Raw genomic sequence first — 16,836 nt, 5'->3', positions numbered from 1 at the left:
GGATCGCATGAGCATCGCCTTCCTGCTGACCGCCCTGGTGGTGACGATCACCCCGGGGACCGGAGTGATCTACACCGTCTCCACCGCACTGGCCGCCGGCCGCCGGGCCGGGCTGCTCGCCGCCGTCGGCTGCACGGTCAGCCTGCTGCCGCACCTCGCCGCCGCCGTCACCGGGCTGGCCGCCGTGCTGCGGGCCGGCACTCCGGCGTTCCGGGTGGTGACCTGGCTCGGTGTGGCGTACCTGCTCTGGATGGCCTGGTCCGCGCTGCGCGACCGGGGCCCGCTGCGGGTCGACGACGGGCGTCCACCCGCACCGGCCGCCCGGGTGATCCGCGACGGGGTGCTGCTGAACCTGCTCAACCCGAAGGTGACCGTGTTCTTCGTGGCCTTTCTGCCGCAGTTCGTCCCGCCGGACACGCCGGAGGCGACGCTCGGGATGCTGCTGCACGGCACCGTCTTCGTGCTGGTCACGCTCGTGGTCTTCGCCGGCTTCGCCCTGCTCGCCAGCGCGCTGCGCCGCCGGGTGCTGGCCCGGCCCCAGGTCACGGCCCTGCTGCGGCACGGCTTCGCCGCCAGCTTCCTCGCCCTCGGCCTCGGCCTGGCCCTCACCGCCTGATCGGAGTCCTCGTTGCGTTTCCACCATTGCACCAACGTCTGGTCGACCTTCCCCGAGCTGAGCTGCGGAGTGCTGCACGCCACCGGACTCGACGGCACCGTCGAGGTGGGACACCGCCTCGACCGGTACACCGACACGGCCCGGGCACGCCTCGCCGGCGGCCCGGAGAGCGGCTTCCCGGAGATCCAGGCGTGGCGGCGTGCCTTCGCCCGGATGGGGTTGGCGCCGACCCGCTACCGGTGCGCCGCCGAGTCGCTGCTGCGCCGCCTCCGCCGCGACGGTGAGCTGCCGCGGCTGCACCCTCTGGTCGATCTGGGCAACGCGCTCTCCCTCGCCTACGCGGTCCCGGTGGCCGTGCTCGACCTGGCGCGGATCGGCGGCGACCTGACGGTGTGCCGGGCCACCGGCGCGGAGACGTACCTGACCCTCGGCGGGGAGACGGAGCAGCCCGAGCCGGGCGAGGTGGTCTTCGCCGACGCGGCCGGCGAGGCGCACTCCCGGCGCTGGACCCACCGGCAGAGCGGCGCGTCGGCGGTGCGCGCCGGGACCGACGAGGTGCTGGTGGTCATCGAGGCGATGCACGCGGGTGGGGCGGGCACGGTGCGGCGGATGCTCGCCGAACTGGCCGACGCCCTGCCCGTACCGTCGCGGACCGCGCTGCTCACTGCCGGCGCCCCGGAGTTCGCGTTCGCGTAGGCCCGTTGACGGTGCTGCCGGCCCGGCACGGGGCGGCGGCCGGCAGCGCCGTCGCGGCTCCCCAGCGCCATCTCGCACTGATGCCGCGATCGCCCCATCCCTGAGGAACCGGGTATGCGTCGGGAACAAGCCCGGGTTCAGCCATGCTGGACCTGTGGTGATGGACAACGGCCTGCGCGTGTCACTGCTGGACCGGTCCCGGACCCGCGCCGGCGAGGCCGACTCCGAGGCGCTCAGGGGTACGGTGGGACGTGCGGCGCACGCCGAACGGCTCGGGTACGACCGTTTCTGGGTCGCCGAACATCACAGCGTCCCCGGGATCGCGGGAGCGGCCCCGGCGGTGTTGCTGGCCGCCGTAGCCGGTGCGACGAGCACCATCCGGCTCGGCTCGGCCGGGGTGATGCTTCCCCACCACCAACCGCTGGTGGTCGCCGAGCAGTTCGCGACGGTGTCCGCCTTCGCCCCGGGCCGGATCGACCTGGGACTGGGCCGCTCGCCGGGGTTCACCGCGCCCGTGCGCCGTGCGCTGCGGCAGACCGACGGCGATTTCGCCGCGGACCTCGCCGAGCTGCACGGGTTCCTCGACGGGACGGCGGAGATCACCCTGCGCCCGCAGCCGCAGGGACCAGTGCCGCTGTACGTGCTGGCCACCGGAAGCGGTCTGCAGATCGCGGCCGAGCTGGGCCTGCCGGTGATCGTGGGCGGCCCCCTGCTGGGAGTCGGCGGGGACCCCGCACCCGGGTTGGCGGCCCTGGCCGAGTACCGGCGCGCGTTCCGACCCTCGTCGCAGCAACCGGAGCCGTGGGTGGCGGTCAGCCTCGACGTGCTGATCGCCGACACCGTCGCAGAGGCCGCCGACCTGCTGCTTCCGGAGGCATGGGCGATGGCGCAGAGCCGGACCACCGGGGTCTTCCCGCCGCTGGAACCGGTGCAGGCGGCCCGGTCCGCTCCCCGCACACCGCGCCAGCAGGAGCATCTTGAGCAGACCGCGGCGAGGGCGATCAGCGGCCCGCCGGCCCAGGTGGAACGTCAGCTCGCCGAGCTGCTCGACCGCACCGGGGCCGCCGAACTCGTCGCCTCCGGCAGCACCTTCGACCGGGCCGCCCTGGCCGTGTCGGATGCCGAGCTGGCCGCTCTGTTCGGGCGGCCGTGACCGATCATCAGGGAACTCCGGCAACGGCGCGCTCGACGTCTGGTGCGGCGCGCGCCGGTCACTGCCGTCCGCCACGTCATTCATGGAGCCAATAGGAGGAGCGCACGATGCGGCATGCGAACTCGACCGGTACCGACGTGACCCGGGTCCTGGTGACCGGGGTCCGTGGCAAGACGGGACTACCGCTGGCGACGTCACTCGCGGCACGGCAGGGCGTCGAGGTGCGCGGCGGCAGTAGTGACCCGTCCACCGTGGACATCACAGGCGTACACCCGGTCGCCTTCTCCTGGGACGAGCCCGCCGGGTGGGCGGCGGCGACCGATGGCGTCGACGCCGTGTACGTGGTCCGGCCGGATCGCGCGGACGCACCGGAACTCGTCGGGGCGCTCGTGGCAGGGACCCCATCCTCGACCCGGGTGGTCCTGCTGTCCGACAAGGACGGCGGCCACCCGGGCTCCGATTACCCGGCAGGCTGGGCGCCGAGCGTCGAGCGCGTGGTACGCGGGAGCGGACGGCCCTGGACGATCCTGCGGCCGGGTTGGTTCATGCAGGTCTTCACCGACCCGCGCTTCTACGCCCACCAGATCGCCGACGCGGGGGAGTTGCCGTTCCCCAGCGGCGACGCCGTCATGGCCTGGGTCGACGCCTGTGACATCGCGGCAGTCGCCGAGCGGGCGCTGGTCGAGGACGGGCACGCCGGTCGGACGTACCAGCTCTCCGGTCCGGAGAGCCTCTCGTTGCCGCGTACGGCGGAGTTGCTCTCCGCCGCTGTGGGACATCCGGTGATCCACCGGGACCTGACCATGGACGAGGCCGTGGCCGGGACCGAGGGCTTCGAACGAGACCTCAACAGGTTGACGTTCGAGCGTGTGCGCGCCGGCGGTTTCGCGGAGGTGACCGATACCGTCGCCCAGGTCACCGGCACGGCGCCGAAGTCGTTGCAGGATTTCCTCTCCGCGAACGCACAGGCCCTGCGACGTACGGGCCGCTGACGCTCGGCGCCGTCACCGTCGCGGTGCCCCCGTCACACGATCCGGCAGTGCGGCGCCGCCCGTCGTGTCCCACCCACGTGGAGACGGAACGGCGGGCGTTATGACATAGATGGGATTAGATGTCTCGCGTCGCCTCAGGTATGAATGCCGAAGGCACGTCTCGGTGCTGATTCCTGAGAAGGAGCGACAGATGCATCATGCCCTGCGCCGCCTACGAACCGGAGCGGTCGCGCTCGCTGCCTGCACACTTGGGCTGAGCCTGCTGTCGGTACCCGCCGCCGAGGCGTACCCGCTTGCCCCTGTCGCGCCACAGTCCCAGCGGGCACCGGAATCGAGCCAGTTCTCGGCAGACGGCGTGACGACGGTCGGTGAACTCCGTACGGTCGACAGTTCGCTGTCGTACGCCCCCAACGGCGGGACGCAGATCATTCAGCACCCCGGTGCCACCTACGTCAAGGTGCACTTCAGCTCCCTGCGACTGGCCGAGGGCGAGTACGTCACCGTGTCGAGCCGCGACGGCAAGGAGAGCTACAGGTACGACCGCCACCTGAACCGGGGGACCGGTTCGGACCACACCACCGACGGACAGCCGGGGTTCTGGGCGATGTCGGTGGAGGGTGACACCGCGGTGGTGACACTGCACAGCAGCCGCCCCGCAGGTGGCAGCGCCGCCACCATCGACAGGTTCTGGCGCGGATACGACCGCACGGAGATCGCCGCGCACAACTTCTCCACCCAGTCCGTGTGCAGCACCGACGCCCGCAGGGACGTGGTCTGCTACCAGAACAGCCACCCCACCGAGTACGCCCGTGGCCGCGCGGTGGCGCGGCTGTTGATCAGCGGCGGTGGACTGTGCACCACCTGGCGGGTCGGCAACACCAACCGGATGTTGACGAACAAGCACTGCTTCTCGACCCAATCCGCGGTGAGCGGCAGCGAGATGCAGTTCAACTACCAGTGCGCCACCTGCGGCGGCGCCAATCCCGGCGCTGGCACCAAGGTCAGCGGTGCCACCCTCTACAAGGTGAGCAGCGGCGGTTCCGGCGAGCTGGACTACGCCCTGTTCTCGGTCAACAACTTCGCCGCCATCCAGGGGTTCGGCACGCTCTACCTGGCGACCAGCGCCACCAGCAACGGCACCCGGATCTATGTCCCCGGGCACGGCGACGGCAGCCCGAAGCGGCTGTCGATCTACGAGGACGCCCAGAACGGCGCGACGTGCGCCGTCCGAAGCGCGAACTACAACACCTGGAACATCAGCTACAGCTGTGACACCTCCGGTGGCAACTCGGGTTCCCCGGTGCTGAACGCCAGCCACCGGGTGATCGCCCTGCACCACCTGGGCGGTTGTCCGTCGAACCAGGGCGCGAAAGCGCACCTGATCTACAACGAGATCGCCAGCCTGATCGACAACGGCTGAGACGGTAGTGGGCCGCCGATGCGCGCTCTGCGCCTGGGCGGCCCACCTGCATCCTCGACCTCGACCTCGACATCCGCGTCGCCGGACGACGCCGTACGGCGGGGCGATCAAGGACGTTCTTCAGTTGGCCGTTTCTGCCCCGTAGCGACTAGGGCAACCACCACGGTGCGAAGTACGGCGCCGACGCTCCCTCGTTCGAGAAGGACCATCCGCCCGCCGGAGCGCTCTGCAGCCTCACGACGACGTTCGCCACGTACGCCGAGCTGACCGGCTGGAAATCGACGTCGCTGTACCAGGTCCTCCCGTTCGGGGCGCAGAAGTCCGACGCGTTGTCGGTGTAGGTCACCACCACGTTGTTCTGGTAGGTGACGACCATCTGGACTCGGACACACTCGCCGGACGCGTTGTTGATGTAGATGCGGCCGAGCAGCCGAGGCTCCCAGGTGCCGTTGACCAGATCCCACTCCAGCCGGCTGTCAGCCTTGGGATCTCCGGAGATGTTGCCCAGGTCGCCGTCGCCGAAGTCGAAGTGTGGCTGGGTGATGGAGAACCTGTCGGTCCGTTGCACCGCGGCCTGCGCCGGGCTCGCCCCGATCAGCCCGAGTGCGCACACCACGGGCAACACCAGGAGCCGGGTGGCGGTTCTGCTGAATCGCATGTCTTTCCTCCTCGATCGCGCCGCGGCCTCTGCGCGGCGTTCGTCATCGAGTCTCGGCAGGGGCGTCAGGGTCACGTCACGATCCGCTCCGGGTGGCCGCTCGGGGCGGGCTCACCATGACGCCACCGTGAGGTCCGACCGGACCATCGGTGATGCCCGGCCCGAGTGGGCCGGCGAGACCGACCTCGCCCGACCCGCCGGGCGGGCGAGATCGACCAGAGCCTGACCCGGACGGGTCGGCGAGCGAAGGAGCGACATGCGCACGATGGACATCGCACGACGGACTGTGGCAGGAGCGGTCGCTGTCGTGCTGGGCACAGCGGCTGGGGCAGCCGCGCCGGACCGGCCCGCCCACGCGGGAGGCCACGCACCGGTACGGGTCGAGGAGGCCAGCGAGAGCGACGGGAGCGGGATTAAGGTCGTCACCGCGACCTGCCCGGGAGCGCGATCCGTCTTCGCGGCGGGCGCCCGGATCGTGAACGGGAACGGCGGGGTCGTGCTGACCGCGATGGAGCCCGATGCGGAACTGACCACGGTGACCGTCACCGCGAAAGCCCGCACGGGGCACGCGAGCGCGTGGTCGGTGGTGGCCTACGCCACGTGCGACTGGTCGACGAGCCCGCCGGTGCGGGCGAGGACCACTGTGGAATCGGAGTCAACGGCGGAGGTGAGCTGCCCGGGTAGCACACGGTTGTTCGGCACCGGCTTCCGCTTCGAAGGACCTGTGGACCAGACGTACGTCGACGAGGTTGGCTTCGGCCCCGGACTGCGGACGGTGCGGGTGCATGCGGGCGGCACCGAGCCGGAAAGTCTCACCGCCGTCGGAATCTGCAAGGAGCCCACCCAACCGACCGGGCCGCCCGGCGAACGCGTCGAGGCCGCCAGCGGGTACGACGGCACGTGGCCCAAGACTGTCGTCACCGCGGAGGCCGGTCCGGACGTCCACGTGTACGGCGTCGGCGCCCGCGTGACGGGTGCGGGACCGTTCTTCCTCAGCGCGCTCGTCCCCAGCCCGAACCTCCGTCAGGCGGGCGCCGAGGCCGTTCGGGCCAGCCAGTTGCCGGGGTCGCCGGCCGCCCGGACCGATGGCGAAGGCGACGGTGAAGGCTCGCTCGCGGTAGCCGCTCTGGAGTCGGCCGTCTTCCACTGACCGATCGCCGTGAGCGGGCCGGCGACCCCGGCCGGGCGCCGGCATTCCGTAGCCGGTCAGCGCCCGCGATCGGACGCCGGGTCCCGCCGGCCGTTGCGAGCGGCCGGCGGGACCCGGCGAACGGTGGCCTGTGGTTGTCGGCCCGGCCGGGCCGGCGCGAGGATGATCTCGTCCGGCGGGTGCACTCCGATGGCCCGCATGGCCTCGCGGTACCGGGCGAGTGCCCGGCGTGCTTCGCCGTGCTGGCCGCCGGCGACCAGCGCGCGCACCAGCGCCCGGTGCGCCGGCTGGTCGTACGGATCCCGTTCGAGGAGCCGCAGCAGGTACGGCACCGCCGCCGCCGGGTCCGCCGTGGCCCGGCTGACCTGGGCCAGCATGCGCAGGAGGCCGAGGTACGCGGCCCGCGCCTCCTCGCGCAGCGGGCCGGACCAGTCGGCGTACGGCTCATCCTCGAACGCGTCGGCGCGGTACTGCCGGTCGGCGGACAGCAGCACCGTGCGCCCCTCTACCAGCGACCCTCGTTCCAGCAGGCGTCGCGCGTGCGCGACGTGCGCGAGGAATTCCTCGACGTCCACCCGCAACCGGCTGACGTCGAGCGCGATGCACGCCTGATCGGCGACGAGGAAGTGGTCGGGCGCGAACGTCTTCGTCGGGTCGAGCACCCCGCGGACGATCGAGAGCAGGACCGACAGCCGGTGGCCGGTGCGATCCGGGTCGTCGTCCGGCCAGAGGAGTTCGCACAGCTCGCCTCGTGGCACCGGCCGGCCACGCCGAGCGACGAGGATACGCACCAGGTCACGCGCCTTGCGGGACTGCCACCGCGAGGCCGGCACCGGTTGGCCGTCGAGATGCACCTCGAACCGGCCGAGGGCCCGGATCACGACCCGCTGGTAGACCGGCACCGCACCCGGCGCCCACCCGCCGAAGCCGCTCGCCGTCCGATCCACCAGGGCGCCGGCGAGGGCGACCTGCTCGCCCGCGAGCAGGCCGGCCAGCCGATCGTCGATGTCGGCTCCGGGCAACCGTCCGAGCAGGACGAGCAGCCGGGCCGCCTCGACCGCCGCACCGGCCCGGGTCCAGATGGCGTACCCCTCGCGCAGCGCCTCGCGGGCGCGCCCGAGGTCCGGCTCGGCCGCAGCCCTCAGCTCGAGCGCGTCGGCCAACCCGGCCAGGTCGCCCTGAACGCGTGCGATGCGGGCCGCCTCGCCGGCGAGCACGGTGGCCCGGTCGGGCTCGGCCATCCGGAGCGCGACCCAGCCCTGGGCCAGCAGTGCCGGTACGACGATCTCGTCCCCGACGTCCCGGGCGGCCCGGTCGGCGTGCCGCGCGGCGGCCGGCACGTCGTCGTCCAGTCGCACCAGCGCCAGCCCCGCGAGCGCGGACACGAGGACGTGCACGTTGCCGGTCTCCTCGGTGACCCGGATCGTCTCCTCGTAGGCGGCGCGCGCCTGCTCACGCCAGCCTCGCCGCCGATACAGCTCACCCAGCCCGAGTAGCGCGTGGATGAACCGGCGGGAGCCCTTCTGCTGGTAGAAGCCCAGCGCCGCCTCATACCGCCGCACCGCCTCGTCGTAACGGCCGAGCATCGCCAGGGCTTCCGCCTCGTTGCTGGTCGCGATGGCGCGCAGGCTCGGGGCGTCGGCAAGCGCGGCGTAGCGGGCCGACCGCTCGGCCGTCGTCAGCGCCTCGGCGAACCGGCCGGTACGCAGGAACTGGTGGGTGCGGTTGGTGTGGATCCGGGTGAGCAGCAGGACGTCGCCGATGCGTTCCGCGATCGGCAACGCCAGGGCGAAATGCTCCTGGCTGTCCGCGATGTCGCCGGCCACACTGAGGCACAGGGCGACGCTGAGGTGGCTCGAGGCCAGCACGTCGTCCTGCCCGGCGCTGGTCGCGGCGGCCAGCGCCCTCCGCGCGTATGCGGTGGCGGTCCCGGTGTCGCCGGTCAGCAGGTGCGTGTGTGCTGTCCACGCGAGCAGCAGCGCCTGATCGGCGAGCGGGGCGGACCGGGCGAGCGGCCGGTCGAGGATCGCCAGGGCCGCCCGGGCGTCACCCCGCTGGTAGTGGATCCGACCCAGCCGCCAGGCCACGCCGGCGTCCCAGGTCTCCTCGGCGGCGGTGTCGTACTCGTGGGTGGCGGCGCCGAGGTCGCCGAGGGTGCGCAACGCGTCGCCGAGCAGCAGTCGCAGCCGCCGGTTGCGATGCCGTTCCGGCAGCATGCGGACCAGTTCGGTCACCGCGACGGAACGACCCGCCGCGATCATCCGATCGCCGCACGCTTCGAGCACTCGGGCGCCCGCGGCATGGTCGCCGGCCCGCAGGTACTCCCGGGCCGCGGCGACCGGCGGCCCGTGCGCGTCATACCAGTCTGCGGCGGCGGCGGCCGTGTCGCGGATCTGCTCGGCGCTCGGTGCTCGGCGCCCGTGCCGGGCGGTCTCGACGACGATCGGTACGAGAAGCTCCTCGGGCGGCGGTGCGCCAGGCCCGGCCGCGGCTCGGGCCGGCCGGGTCAGCAGGCCGGTGCGGCGTAACCGGTCGATGATGCGCGGGGCGCCGCGATGCCCGAGGGCACGGCACAGCCCCACAGTCACCGGCGTCAGCGCACCAACCTGACGCAGCAGCCGGTGCGCTTCCGCCGGTAGCGCGGCCAGGACCTCGTCGGCGACGTAACGCGCGATCGGCCCGCCGGGCTCACTGAGGATCGGGGCGAGCGGCCCGGACGGCACCCCACCCAGCCGCAGAGTCTCGGCCGACAGGTGGACGAGCGCCGGCCAGCCGCCGGTCGCCGCGTACACCCGGTCGGCGAGTTCCGGTGTGGAGAGCCCGTACTCCTCGGCGATCAGGTCGGCGACCCGTTCCGGGGAGAGCGCCAGGTCGGCCGGGCCCAGCTCGGTCCAGAGGCCGCTGCCGAGCAGGCGGGTGGCCGGTGCCGGCAGGGGCCACCGCGAGGCGAGGACGACGGAGACGTCGTCCTCCCACCGCACGACCTCCTTGAGCAGGAGGTGCAACTGCTCCGCCGAGGTCGGCGGCAGGTCGTCGACCACGACCAGGCGGTCGCCGGCCGCGACGGCGTCGGCGACGAGCTGGCGTACGGGTGCGTCGTCCCCCCGGCACCAGTGGGCTTCCGCGCGGGGAAACCAACGGTGCAGCGCGGTGGTCTTGCCATAACCGGCGGCGGCCACGACGCAGTGGATTCCCCGCTGGTGGCCTGCCCGCAACGGATTCACCGCGTCCTCCCGGCCGTGCCGTGCCAATTCCGGACGACTGACGTGCCTTCGTCTGTGGACAAGGGTTCACCGGCGACGTCGGGCCAGGCAAGACTTGCGTTGGTCGCGTACCCGATTCAGGATGCGCGAGTGCCTGCGGTGCGGGTTGCCGGGTCGCACCCTCCTGCCCCGACCAGCAGCACGAAGCCGTTACGGGCGAAGGCGGCACACGCCGCGTCCGCCTGACGCTTCCAGTCCAGCCGCCGGCCCCGACCGACCCGGTAACAGTTGAACGTCGCCTCCGCGCCGGTGGGCCGCACCAGACCCCGGAAGACGTCGGCCTGGTCGGCGGTGAACCGCACCACCTCCTCGCGTACGCGCAACCGGACCAGCTCCCGCGCGGAGATGCGCTCCGGCAGCCCGGTCAACGGCCACTGATCGATAGCCCTGCCCGTCGCTGTCTCGTCCCGAACCGTCACCGTGGCCGTCGCGCGAAGGGTTCACGAACACCGCCCGCACCCCTGATTCCCCGCCCACGGCTGGGCAGGGAATCCGCAGGGGGGGAGGTGGCGGCGGGCCGAGGTACGGCGTGGACCGTCGGTCAGGACAGGTGCAGCCGAGGTTCGAGGATCACCTCGAAGAGCCGGTCCCACGGCAGTTCGACGCGCGCCGACTCGAAGCGGGTCAGGGTCGCCGTGAAGGTCTTCGCGCCCCGCCGGCCCAGCACGATGCGGTGCCCGGCGAAGTGGTCGGCGAAGTACCGCTCGGTCAGGGGCACCAGCCGCTCACGCACCCAGCCGTCGAAGTAGCTCTTCTGCTCGGGGGTGAGCGCGAGCGGGTCCCAGCCCTGCGCCCGTGCGTGCGCGTACGCCTCGACCTGCACGATGTTCTTCCACGGGTCGTCCTTGACGAACCGGTAGAGCAGGTACTCGGCGTGCGCCTGGGCGGGCGCGCGCAGGTCGGGCACACCGAACCCGCTGCCGGAGGCGCGGAGGTACGCCCACCGGGCGGTGCCGTGGCTGAGCGCCAGGCCGAGCGCGTTGCCACCGGTGTTCCACCCCGAGTACGACAGCAGCGCCGCGAGGTCCAGGTGGTTCTCCATCCGCGCCACCAGGTCGTGGTCGGCCTTGTTCACGATGAGTGGGTCCACCACGACGACCGGGATGCCGGCGGTCAGCAGCGTGCCGATCCGTCCGACGAAGGCGTCCAGGTCGGCGGCCCGTTGCCCGGGTGCCGTCGAGGGGGTGTTCACGGCGAGCACGATGTCCGCGTCGCCGCCGACGACCCGCCCTCCGACTGAGGTGACGTGCCGCCGGATGTTCTCCGCGAACGGGATGCCCTCGAGTTGTGCGGTCCAGGCCTCACCGGAGACGCCCGCGTACTCCACGCGGTAGGTGGGTCCGGTGCCGGCCGCGATCACCCGCGCGACCAGCAGCGCGTTGACCTCGTCGGCGCCGGGGAAGATCTCCACCCGCTCGCCGACGCCGAGTTGGTCGACGAGTGCCTCCAACTCCACCCGCTCGGCTCGGGCCAGGCCGACAGGCGCGGTGTCGTCCTCGGAGAGCACGAGGTGGTCGATGGTGCCGTCGGCGACCCACTCGACCATGAGTCGGTTGACCTGGTGGTTGCGGGCCCGCGCGGCGAGATAGTCCTCGACGACCTGATCGGGGATCTGTGCCCGAACGGTGTCGAGCTGCGCTCGCAGCTCCTCCTGCCCGAGGTTCGTCACCTGGTCGTACAGCTTCGCCCAGGAGACGAGCAGGTCGCGGTACCGATCCAGTTCGGTGCCCGTGCTGGTGATGGCGAGGCGCTGGATGGTGTCGTGCACCTCGATCACCGCCTCCGGCCGGGCGGAGCGCAGGGTGCGGATCGCGGCCAGGTTCGCCAGGGCGGCGGCCAGCGTCGGGGCTGCGGTGCGGGAGGCGATCAGGCCGCCGTACGCGAGCATGCTGACGGAGATCACGTACCCGTCGACGCCGTCGGTGGTGCCGAGCCAGCGGGCGATGGCCGCGCCGTCGCCGGGGGTGAAGAAGCGGCCCAGCGACTCCCGTGGCGGCAGCTGCACCTGGGCGCCGGCGCTGGCCGCGGTCATCTGCGCCGCGTACGTGTTGACGGGCCGGTCGTCCAACGGGACCAGCGCCACGGTCAGCTGCCGCTTGGCGGGGCCGGCGAACGCGGGTCGGCCGATGGCCACGGTGGTCAGCCCGGCCACGCCGGTGGCCAGGAGGGTACGCCTTCTCATGCTCACTCCTTTTCTTTCGGCGCGCTCGCCGCGCGGGGGGTGGCCGGCACGAGCCGGCGGGTGATCCAGAGCGGTGAGGTGACGGCGTTGCCCATCACCACCGCGTGGGCACCCGCCTCGAAGGCTTGGCCGATCTGTTCCGTGCCGCGGTACCGCCCTTCGGCGATCACCGGCACGGGCAGCAGTGCGACGAGTCGCTCCACGAGCCCGAGGTCGGGCCCGTCGGTCGAGGGGCTGGCCCGCGTGTAGCCGGACAGCGTGGTGGCGACGGCGTCCGCGCCGGCCTTGACGGCTGCGACGCCCTCGGCGGTGGTGGAGACGTCGGCCAGGACCAGCGCGTCGGTCCGTTCGCGGAGCACGCGGACCGTGTCGGCGAAGGTGCGGCCGTCCGGTCGGGGGCGGTCGGTCGCGTCGATCGCGACGATGTGCGCCCCGGCCAGCGCCACCTCCAGCGCGTGGGTCGCGGTCGGGGTGATGAAGACGTCGTCGGTGCCGTGCTTGTGCAGCCCGATCACCGGAACGTCGACGGCGCGGCGTACCGCTCGGACGTCGTCCGGTCCGTTGACCCGGACCGCCACGGCGCCGCCGCGGACGACCGCGGCCGCCACGCGGGCCTGGACGTACGGGTCCCGCATCGGGTCGTCCGGGTCGTCGGGCAGCGGTTGGCAGGACACCACAAGCCCGCCGGCCAGGTCGTCGAGCACGCTCACCTGTCGGTCCTTTCCGGTGTGTCGATGGCCAGCCGGGCGGCGCCGACCAGGACGGCGTCGGCGCCCAGCGTGGCGGGCAGCAGCGGAACGTCGGCCCAGCCGGAGGCCAGCTCGGCCGAGTACGAAACCGATGCGGCGGGCAGCAGGGAACTGGCCGCCCCGCCGGTCACCAGGACGGCGTCCGGGTCGAGCAGCGCCACCAACCCGGCCAGGGTCGCGCCGAGGACGGCTCCGGCCCGTTCCACGACCAGCCGGGCGACGCCGTCGCCGGTCGCGGCGCGCTCGGCCACGGTCCGCCCGGTCAGGTGGGTACCGGTCTCGATGGCGTACGCGGCGGCCAGCCCGCTGCCGGAGGCGAGCGCCTCCAGATGCCCGTACCGGCCGCACCCGCACCGCAGCTGTTCGGCACCCGGAGCGGGCAGGTGCCCGACCTCGCCGGCCGCCCCGCGCGCGCCGGCCTCGACGCGGCCGTCGCGCACGAGTGCCCCGCCCAGCCCGGTGCCGACGGCCACCAGCAGCACGTGGGCGCGGTCCCGTCCGGCCCCGGCCCAGCTTTCGCCGAGCGCGGCGGCGTTCACGTCGTTGGTGACCCGAACTTCGCGGCCCAGTCGGGCGGCCAGCGCGTCGGCGACCGGGGTGCCGGTCCAGCCGGGCAGGCTGTCGGTGGCGTACCGGATGCCGCCGGTCGCCGGATCGACAGTGCCGGCGGTGCCCACGCCCACCGGCCCGGTGGTCGCGCCGAGCAGGTCGGTGGCCAACCGGGCGGCGACGCCCAGCACGGCCTCGGGCCCGGCCCGGGCGGGCGTGGGCGCCTCGCGGCGCTCCAGCACCCGCCCGGCCCGGTCGACTAGCGCGGCCGCCGTCTTGGTGCCGCCGATGTCGATGCCGACAACCGGTGTCGTCATCCCTTGAGGCCGGTGTGCGCGAGCCCTTCGACGAACTGCTTCTGCGCGATGACGAAGACCACCAGGACGGGTAGGGCGGTCATCGACGCCGCGGCCATCTGGACGTCCCACATGGGGCCGCCGTAAGCGTCGACGAACTGGGTGAGCGCCTGGGGCAGGGTGAACTTCTCCGGCGAGGAGAGGAACACGATCGGCTCCAGGTAGAGGTTCCAGCTGTGCAGGAAGGTGAAGATGGCCACCGCGCCCAGTGCCGGCCGCGACAGCGGCAGGGCTATCCGCCAGAAGGTGGCGAACCGGCCCAGCCCGTCGACCCGGGCGGCCTCCTCCAGCTCACCGGGGAGGCTGATGAAGAACTGCCGCATGATGAACGTCGCCAGGACGCTCGGCGCGCCGAAGATCGGCACCAGGATCAACGGCCAGTGGGTGTTGACCAGACCCAGTTTGAAGAACATCTGGAACAGCGGCACGATCGTCACCTCGCTCGGGATGAGCAGGCCCGCGAGGACGACCAGGAACAACACGTTCTGGCCCCGGAACCGGATGCGCGCGAAGGCGTACCCGGCAAGCGCCGCCACCGCCATGGTGCCGACCGTGACGACAAGCGCGATGTAGAGGCTGTTCAGGTACTGCTGCCCGAACGGCTGCAACTCGAACACCCGCTCGTACGCGTCGAAGCGCGGGTTCGTCGGCAGGAGCTGTGGCGGGAAGGCGAAGATGTCCGCCACCGGCTTCAGCGACGAGGTGACCATCCACCAGGTCGGGAAGACGAACGGGATCGCCAGGACCAGCAGCACCCCGTAGAGCACCAGCTTGGTTCGGCGGGACAGGTCACGACTCATGGAAGACCCACCTCTTGCGCATCTGCCACTGCAGCACGGTGAGTGCGAGCACGATGGCGAACAGCACGATCGACAGCGTGGCGCCGTAGCCGAAGTGATGGAACTGGAAGGCCTGCTGGTACAGGTAGTAGACGAGGACCGTCGTGGATGTGCCCGGGCCGCCCTGGGTGAGCACCGAGATCTGCGCGAAGACCTGCAACGACCCGACCACGGTGATGATCGAGGTCAGCAGGATCGTCGGGCTGATCAGCGGCGCGGTGATCCGCCAGAACTGGCGCATCCGGCTCGCCCCGTCCACCTCGGCTGCCTCGTACAGTTCGCCCGGCACACCCTGCAGAGCGGCCAGGAACAGCACCATGTTCAGGCCGACGTTCTTGAACACCTGCACGACGATCACGGACACCATCGCGGTGCTCTCCCCGCGCAGCCAGTTCGGGCCGTCCACGCCGAGGGTGTCGAGCAGCCCGTTGATGCCGCCGTTGTCCTGGAGCAGGAAGCCCCAGACGATGGTCCAGGCGACGAGCGAGACGACGACTGGGGAGAAGAACAACGTGCGGAACACGATCGTGCCCCGCAGCTTCTGGTTGAGCAGGACGGCCAGCAGCAGGGCCAGGCCGAGGTTGAGCACCACCAGGCCGACGGAGAACAACCCGGTGGCGCGCAGCACCGAACCGAGGTTGGGATCGTCGGCGAGGGCCTGGTAGTTGTCGCCGCCGACGAACTCGAAGGTGCCGGCGAGCACGTTCCACTCGTGCAGGCTGTACCAGAGCACGAGGATCAGCGGCAGGATCACGAAGACGACACTGCCGAGCATCTGCGGGGCGATGAACAGGTAACCAGCGATTTGGTCCCGGCGGCGGCTGGTCCAGAACGGCCGGGCCGGGCCCGGGGCGGGCCCGGCAGCAGCCGAGCCCACCCTGGTGTCCGTCTGGGTCATGGTCGTTGGCCTTACTTCGCCAGCAGCGGCTGGATCTTGGCGCAGACGCCGTCGAGTACGGCCTTGACGTCCGCGTTCGGCTGCCACAGCGGGTCGAGCCCGGCGCGGACCTGCTGGCTCAGCTCGGCCTGGCCGGAGTGGCTGGGCTTGACCACGCCGTTGGTGATGCCGTCGATGACGACCTTCTGCAACTGCTCCGGCTTGAGCTTCGGGTTGGTCTTGGCGAGGGTCTCGGCGGTCAGCTGCGACTGCCGGGGCGCCGGGAAGAACTGGGCGAGCTTCGCCGAGTTGGTGGGGTTGGTGAAGAAGGCCAGGAAGTCGGCCGCCTGCTTGGCGTGCGGGCTCTTCTTCATGACCCCGACGCCGGCCTGGCCGACCACCGCGTAGTTCCCCTTCGGGCCGGCGGGCAGCGGCACCAGGTCCCACCCGAAGCCGCCGTCCTTGAGCAGCGAGGCGCGGGAGATCTGGGTGACCGTCATGGCCGCGTCACCGGCGAAGAAGTCGGCTGTCGTGCCCGGGCCGGGCAGCGCCTTCTGGGTGAAGGTGGCCTTGTGCAGGGTGGTCATCGCGTCGACCATCTCCGGGCTGTTGAAGCCGCAGGACCTGCCGTCCTCGCTCCACGCCTGGGCTCCCCACCCGGTCCAGAAGGTGGACAGGTTGTCCCAGCCCTTGTAGTCGAAGTCCCGGATGACCAGGCCGGCCTTGCCGGAGTCCGCCGCCGTCGCGCCCGCGGCTGCCAGAGCGTTGTCCCAGGTCCACTGACCGGCCGCGATCAGCTCGGCCGGGGTCTTCTGCCCGGCCTTCTTGAGCATGTCGGTGTTGACGAAGACCCCGAACGGCGAGGTGGAGAAGGGGTACGCGTACAGCTTGCCGCCGTCCTGCCAGAGCTTGAGCGTGGCGGGGGAGATGTCGTCGTACTGGTAGCCCTCGGCCTTCCTGAGGGTGTCGTCGAGGGGCAGCAGCGCGCCCGAGGCGACGAAGTCGGGGGCGGAGTTCTCGAACACCCAGGCGAGATCGGGTGCGTTCCCGCCGGCGATCTGAGTGGTCAGGGTCGTGGTGTAGGTGTCGAACGGCAGCGGATCGAACTTGATCTCGGTGACGTCCGGGTGGCTCTTGCGGTACTCGTCGGCGATCTCGTTGAACAGCTTGAGATGTGCCTCGTTGGCCGACCAGACGGTCATCCGCAGCTTCGCCGGGCCGCTGTCGTCGGCCTCGCCACCGCCGCCGCAGGCGGTCAGGGCGAGCGCGCCGGCCATCGCCACGGCGACGCCGCGCAGGGCCTTTCCTGCTCTCACAATATTCTCCTTACCGGGGG

At 71.9% G+C, this 16,836-nt stretch carries 15 protein-coding genes; 6 read left to right on the top strand and 9 right to left on the bottom strand.

Annotation, left to right across the window (positions count from 1 at the left end; translation table 11 throughout):
* The first annotated feature begins 7 nt into the window (after positions 1 to 7).
* The 5 genes from AB0N27_RS27750 (at position 8) to AB0N27_RS27730 (ending at position 4,877) form a co-directional block, all read left to right on the top strand.
* Positions 8 to 616, top strand: coding sequence for a LysE family translocator (locus tag AB0N27_RS27750; RefSeq protein ID WP_364375887.1), 609 nt, complete (start codon positions 8 to 10; stop codon positions 614 to 616).
* Positions 617 to 628: 12 nt separating this feature from the next.
* On the top strand, positions 629 to 1,312 hold the full coding sequence (locus AB0N27_RS27745; protein ID WP_364375884.1) for a phenylalanine--tRNA ligase beta subunit-related protein: 684 nt from the start codon (positions 629 to 631) through the stop codon (positions 1,310 to 1,312).
* Between the two features lie 160 nt (positions 1,313 to 1,472).
* Entirely contained in the window at positions 1,473 to 2,465 is a 993-nt protein-coding gene (locus AB0N27_RS27740) for an MsnO8 family LLM class oxidoreductase (RefSeq protein WP_364376072.1), read from the top strand.
* 107 nt (positions 2,466 to 2,572) lie between these two features.
* Positions 2,573 to 3,457, top strand: coding sequence for an NAD(P)H-binding protein (locus tag AB0N27_RS27735; RefSeq protein WP_364375881.1), 885 nt, complete (start codon positions 2,573 to 2,575; stop codon positions 3,455 to 3,457).
* A gap of 190 nt (positions 3,458 to 3,647) precedes the next feature.
* Positions 3,648 to 4,877 (top strand): serine protease, encoded by a 1,230-nt coding sequence (locus AB0N27_RS27730; RefSeq protein WP_364375878.1) that lies wholly within the window; start codon positions 3,648 to 3,650, stop codon positions 4,875 to 4,877.
* A 148-nt stretch (positions 4,878 to 5,025) separates the two neighbouring features.
* Here the strand turns inward: AB0N27_RS27730 and AB0N27_RS27725 are convergent, their stop codons facing one another.
* The gene (locus tag AB0N27_RS27725) at positions 5,026 to 5,535 is read right to left on the bottom strand and encodes a hypothetical protein (protein ID WP_364375875.1); all 510 of its coding nucleotides are present in this window, start codon (positions 5,533 to 5,535) and stop codon (positions 5,026 to 5,028) included.
* Between the two features lie 256 nt (positions 5,536 to 5,791).
* Between AB0N27_RS27725 and AB0N27_RS27720 the strand changes: the two genes are divergently transcribed.
* Positions 5,792 to 6,685, top strand: a complete 894-nt coding sequence (locus tag AB0N27_RS27720; RefSeq protein WP_364375872.1) for a hypothetical protein — start codon at positions 5,792 to 5,794, stop codon at positions 6,683 to 6,685.
* Between the two features lie 56 nt (positions 6,686 to 6,741).
* On the opposite strand, the gene AB0N27_RS27715 is transcribed toward AB0N27_RS27720, so the two are convergent.
* The 8 genes from AB0N27_RS27715 to AB0N27_RS27680 form a co-directional block, all read right to left on the bottom strand.
* Complete coding sequence (locus AB0N27_RS27715; protein WP_364375869.1) at positions 6,742 to 9,909, bottom strand: BTAD domain-containing putative transcriptional regulator; 3,168 nt, start codon at positions 9,907 to 9,909, stop codon at positions 6,742 to 6,744.
* Positions 9,910 to 10,025: 116 nt separating this feature from the next.
* On the bottom strand, positions 10,026 to 10,316 hold the full coding sequence (locus tag AB0N27_RS27710; RefSeq protein WP_364375866.1) for a hypothetical protein: 291 nt from the start codon (positions 10,314 to 10,316) through the stop codon (positions 10,026 to 10,028).
* Positions 10,317 to 10,489: 173 nt separating this feature from the next.
* On the bottom strand, positions 10,490 to 12,130 hold the full coding sequence (locus AB0N27_RS27705) for a DUF4127 family protein (protein WP_364375863.1): 1,641 nt from the start codon (positions 12,128 to 12,130) through the stop codon (positions 10,490 to 10,492).
* 2 nt (positions 12,131 to 12,132) lie between these two features.
* A complete protein-coding gene (locus AB0N27_RS27700; protein ID WP_364375860.1) occupies positions 12,133 to 12,840 on the bottom strand; it encodes a putative N-acetylmannosamine-6-phosphate 2-epimerase in 708 nt (235 codons plus the stop codon).
* The gene (locus tag AB0N27_RS27695) at positions 12,837 to 13,745 is read right to left on the bottom strand and encodes an ROK family protein (RefSeq protein ID WP_364375857.1); all 909 of its coding nucleotides are present in this window, start codon (positions 13,743 to 13,745) and stop codon (positions 12,837 to 12,839) included. Before AB0N27_RS27695 ends, AB0N27_RS27700 begins: the two co-directional genes overlap by 4 nt.
* Positions 13,742 to 14,584 carry a carbohydrate ABC transporter permease gene (locus AB0N27_RS27690; protein ID WP_354825975.1) on the bottom strand — a complete coding sequence of 281 codons (843 nt, stop codon included), beginning with the start codon at positions 14,582 to 14,584 and terminating at the stop codon, positions 13,742 to 13,744. The genes AB0N27_RS27695 and AB0N27_RS27690 overlap by 4 nt, the downstream gene beginning before the upstream one ends.
* Entirely contained in the window at positions 14,574 to 15,521 is a 948-nt protein-coding gene (locus AB0N27_RS27685) for a sugar ABC transporter permease (protein WP_364375853.1), read from the bottom strand. Before AB0N27_RS27685 ends, AB0N27_RS27690 begins: the two co-directional genes overlap by 11 nt.
* 11 nt (positions 15,522 to 15,532) lie before the next feature.
* Positions 15,533 to 16,816, bottom strand: coding sequence for a sugar ABC transporter substrate-binding protein (locus tag AB0N27_RS27680; protein ID WP_364375851.1), 1,284 nt, complete (start codon positions 16,814 to 16,816; stop codon positions 15,533 to 15,535).
* Positions 16,817 to 16,836: the final 20 nt, after the last annotated feature.

Source organism: Micromonospora sp. NPDC093244, assembly GCF_040683695.1.
Taxonomy (GTDB): domain Bacteria; phylum Actinomycetota; class Actinomycetes; order Mycobacteriales; family Micromonosporaceae; genus Micromonospora.
The sequence above is the reverse complement of the archived record's forward strand: the minus strand, read 5'-3'. Positions and strand labels throughout refer to the sequence as shown.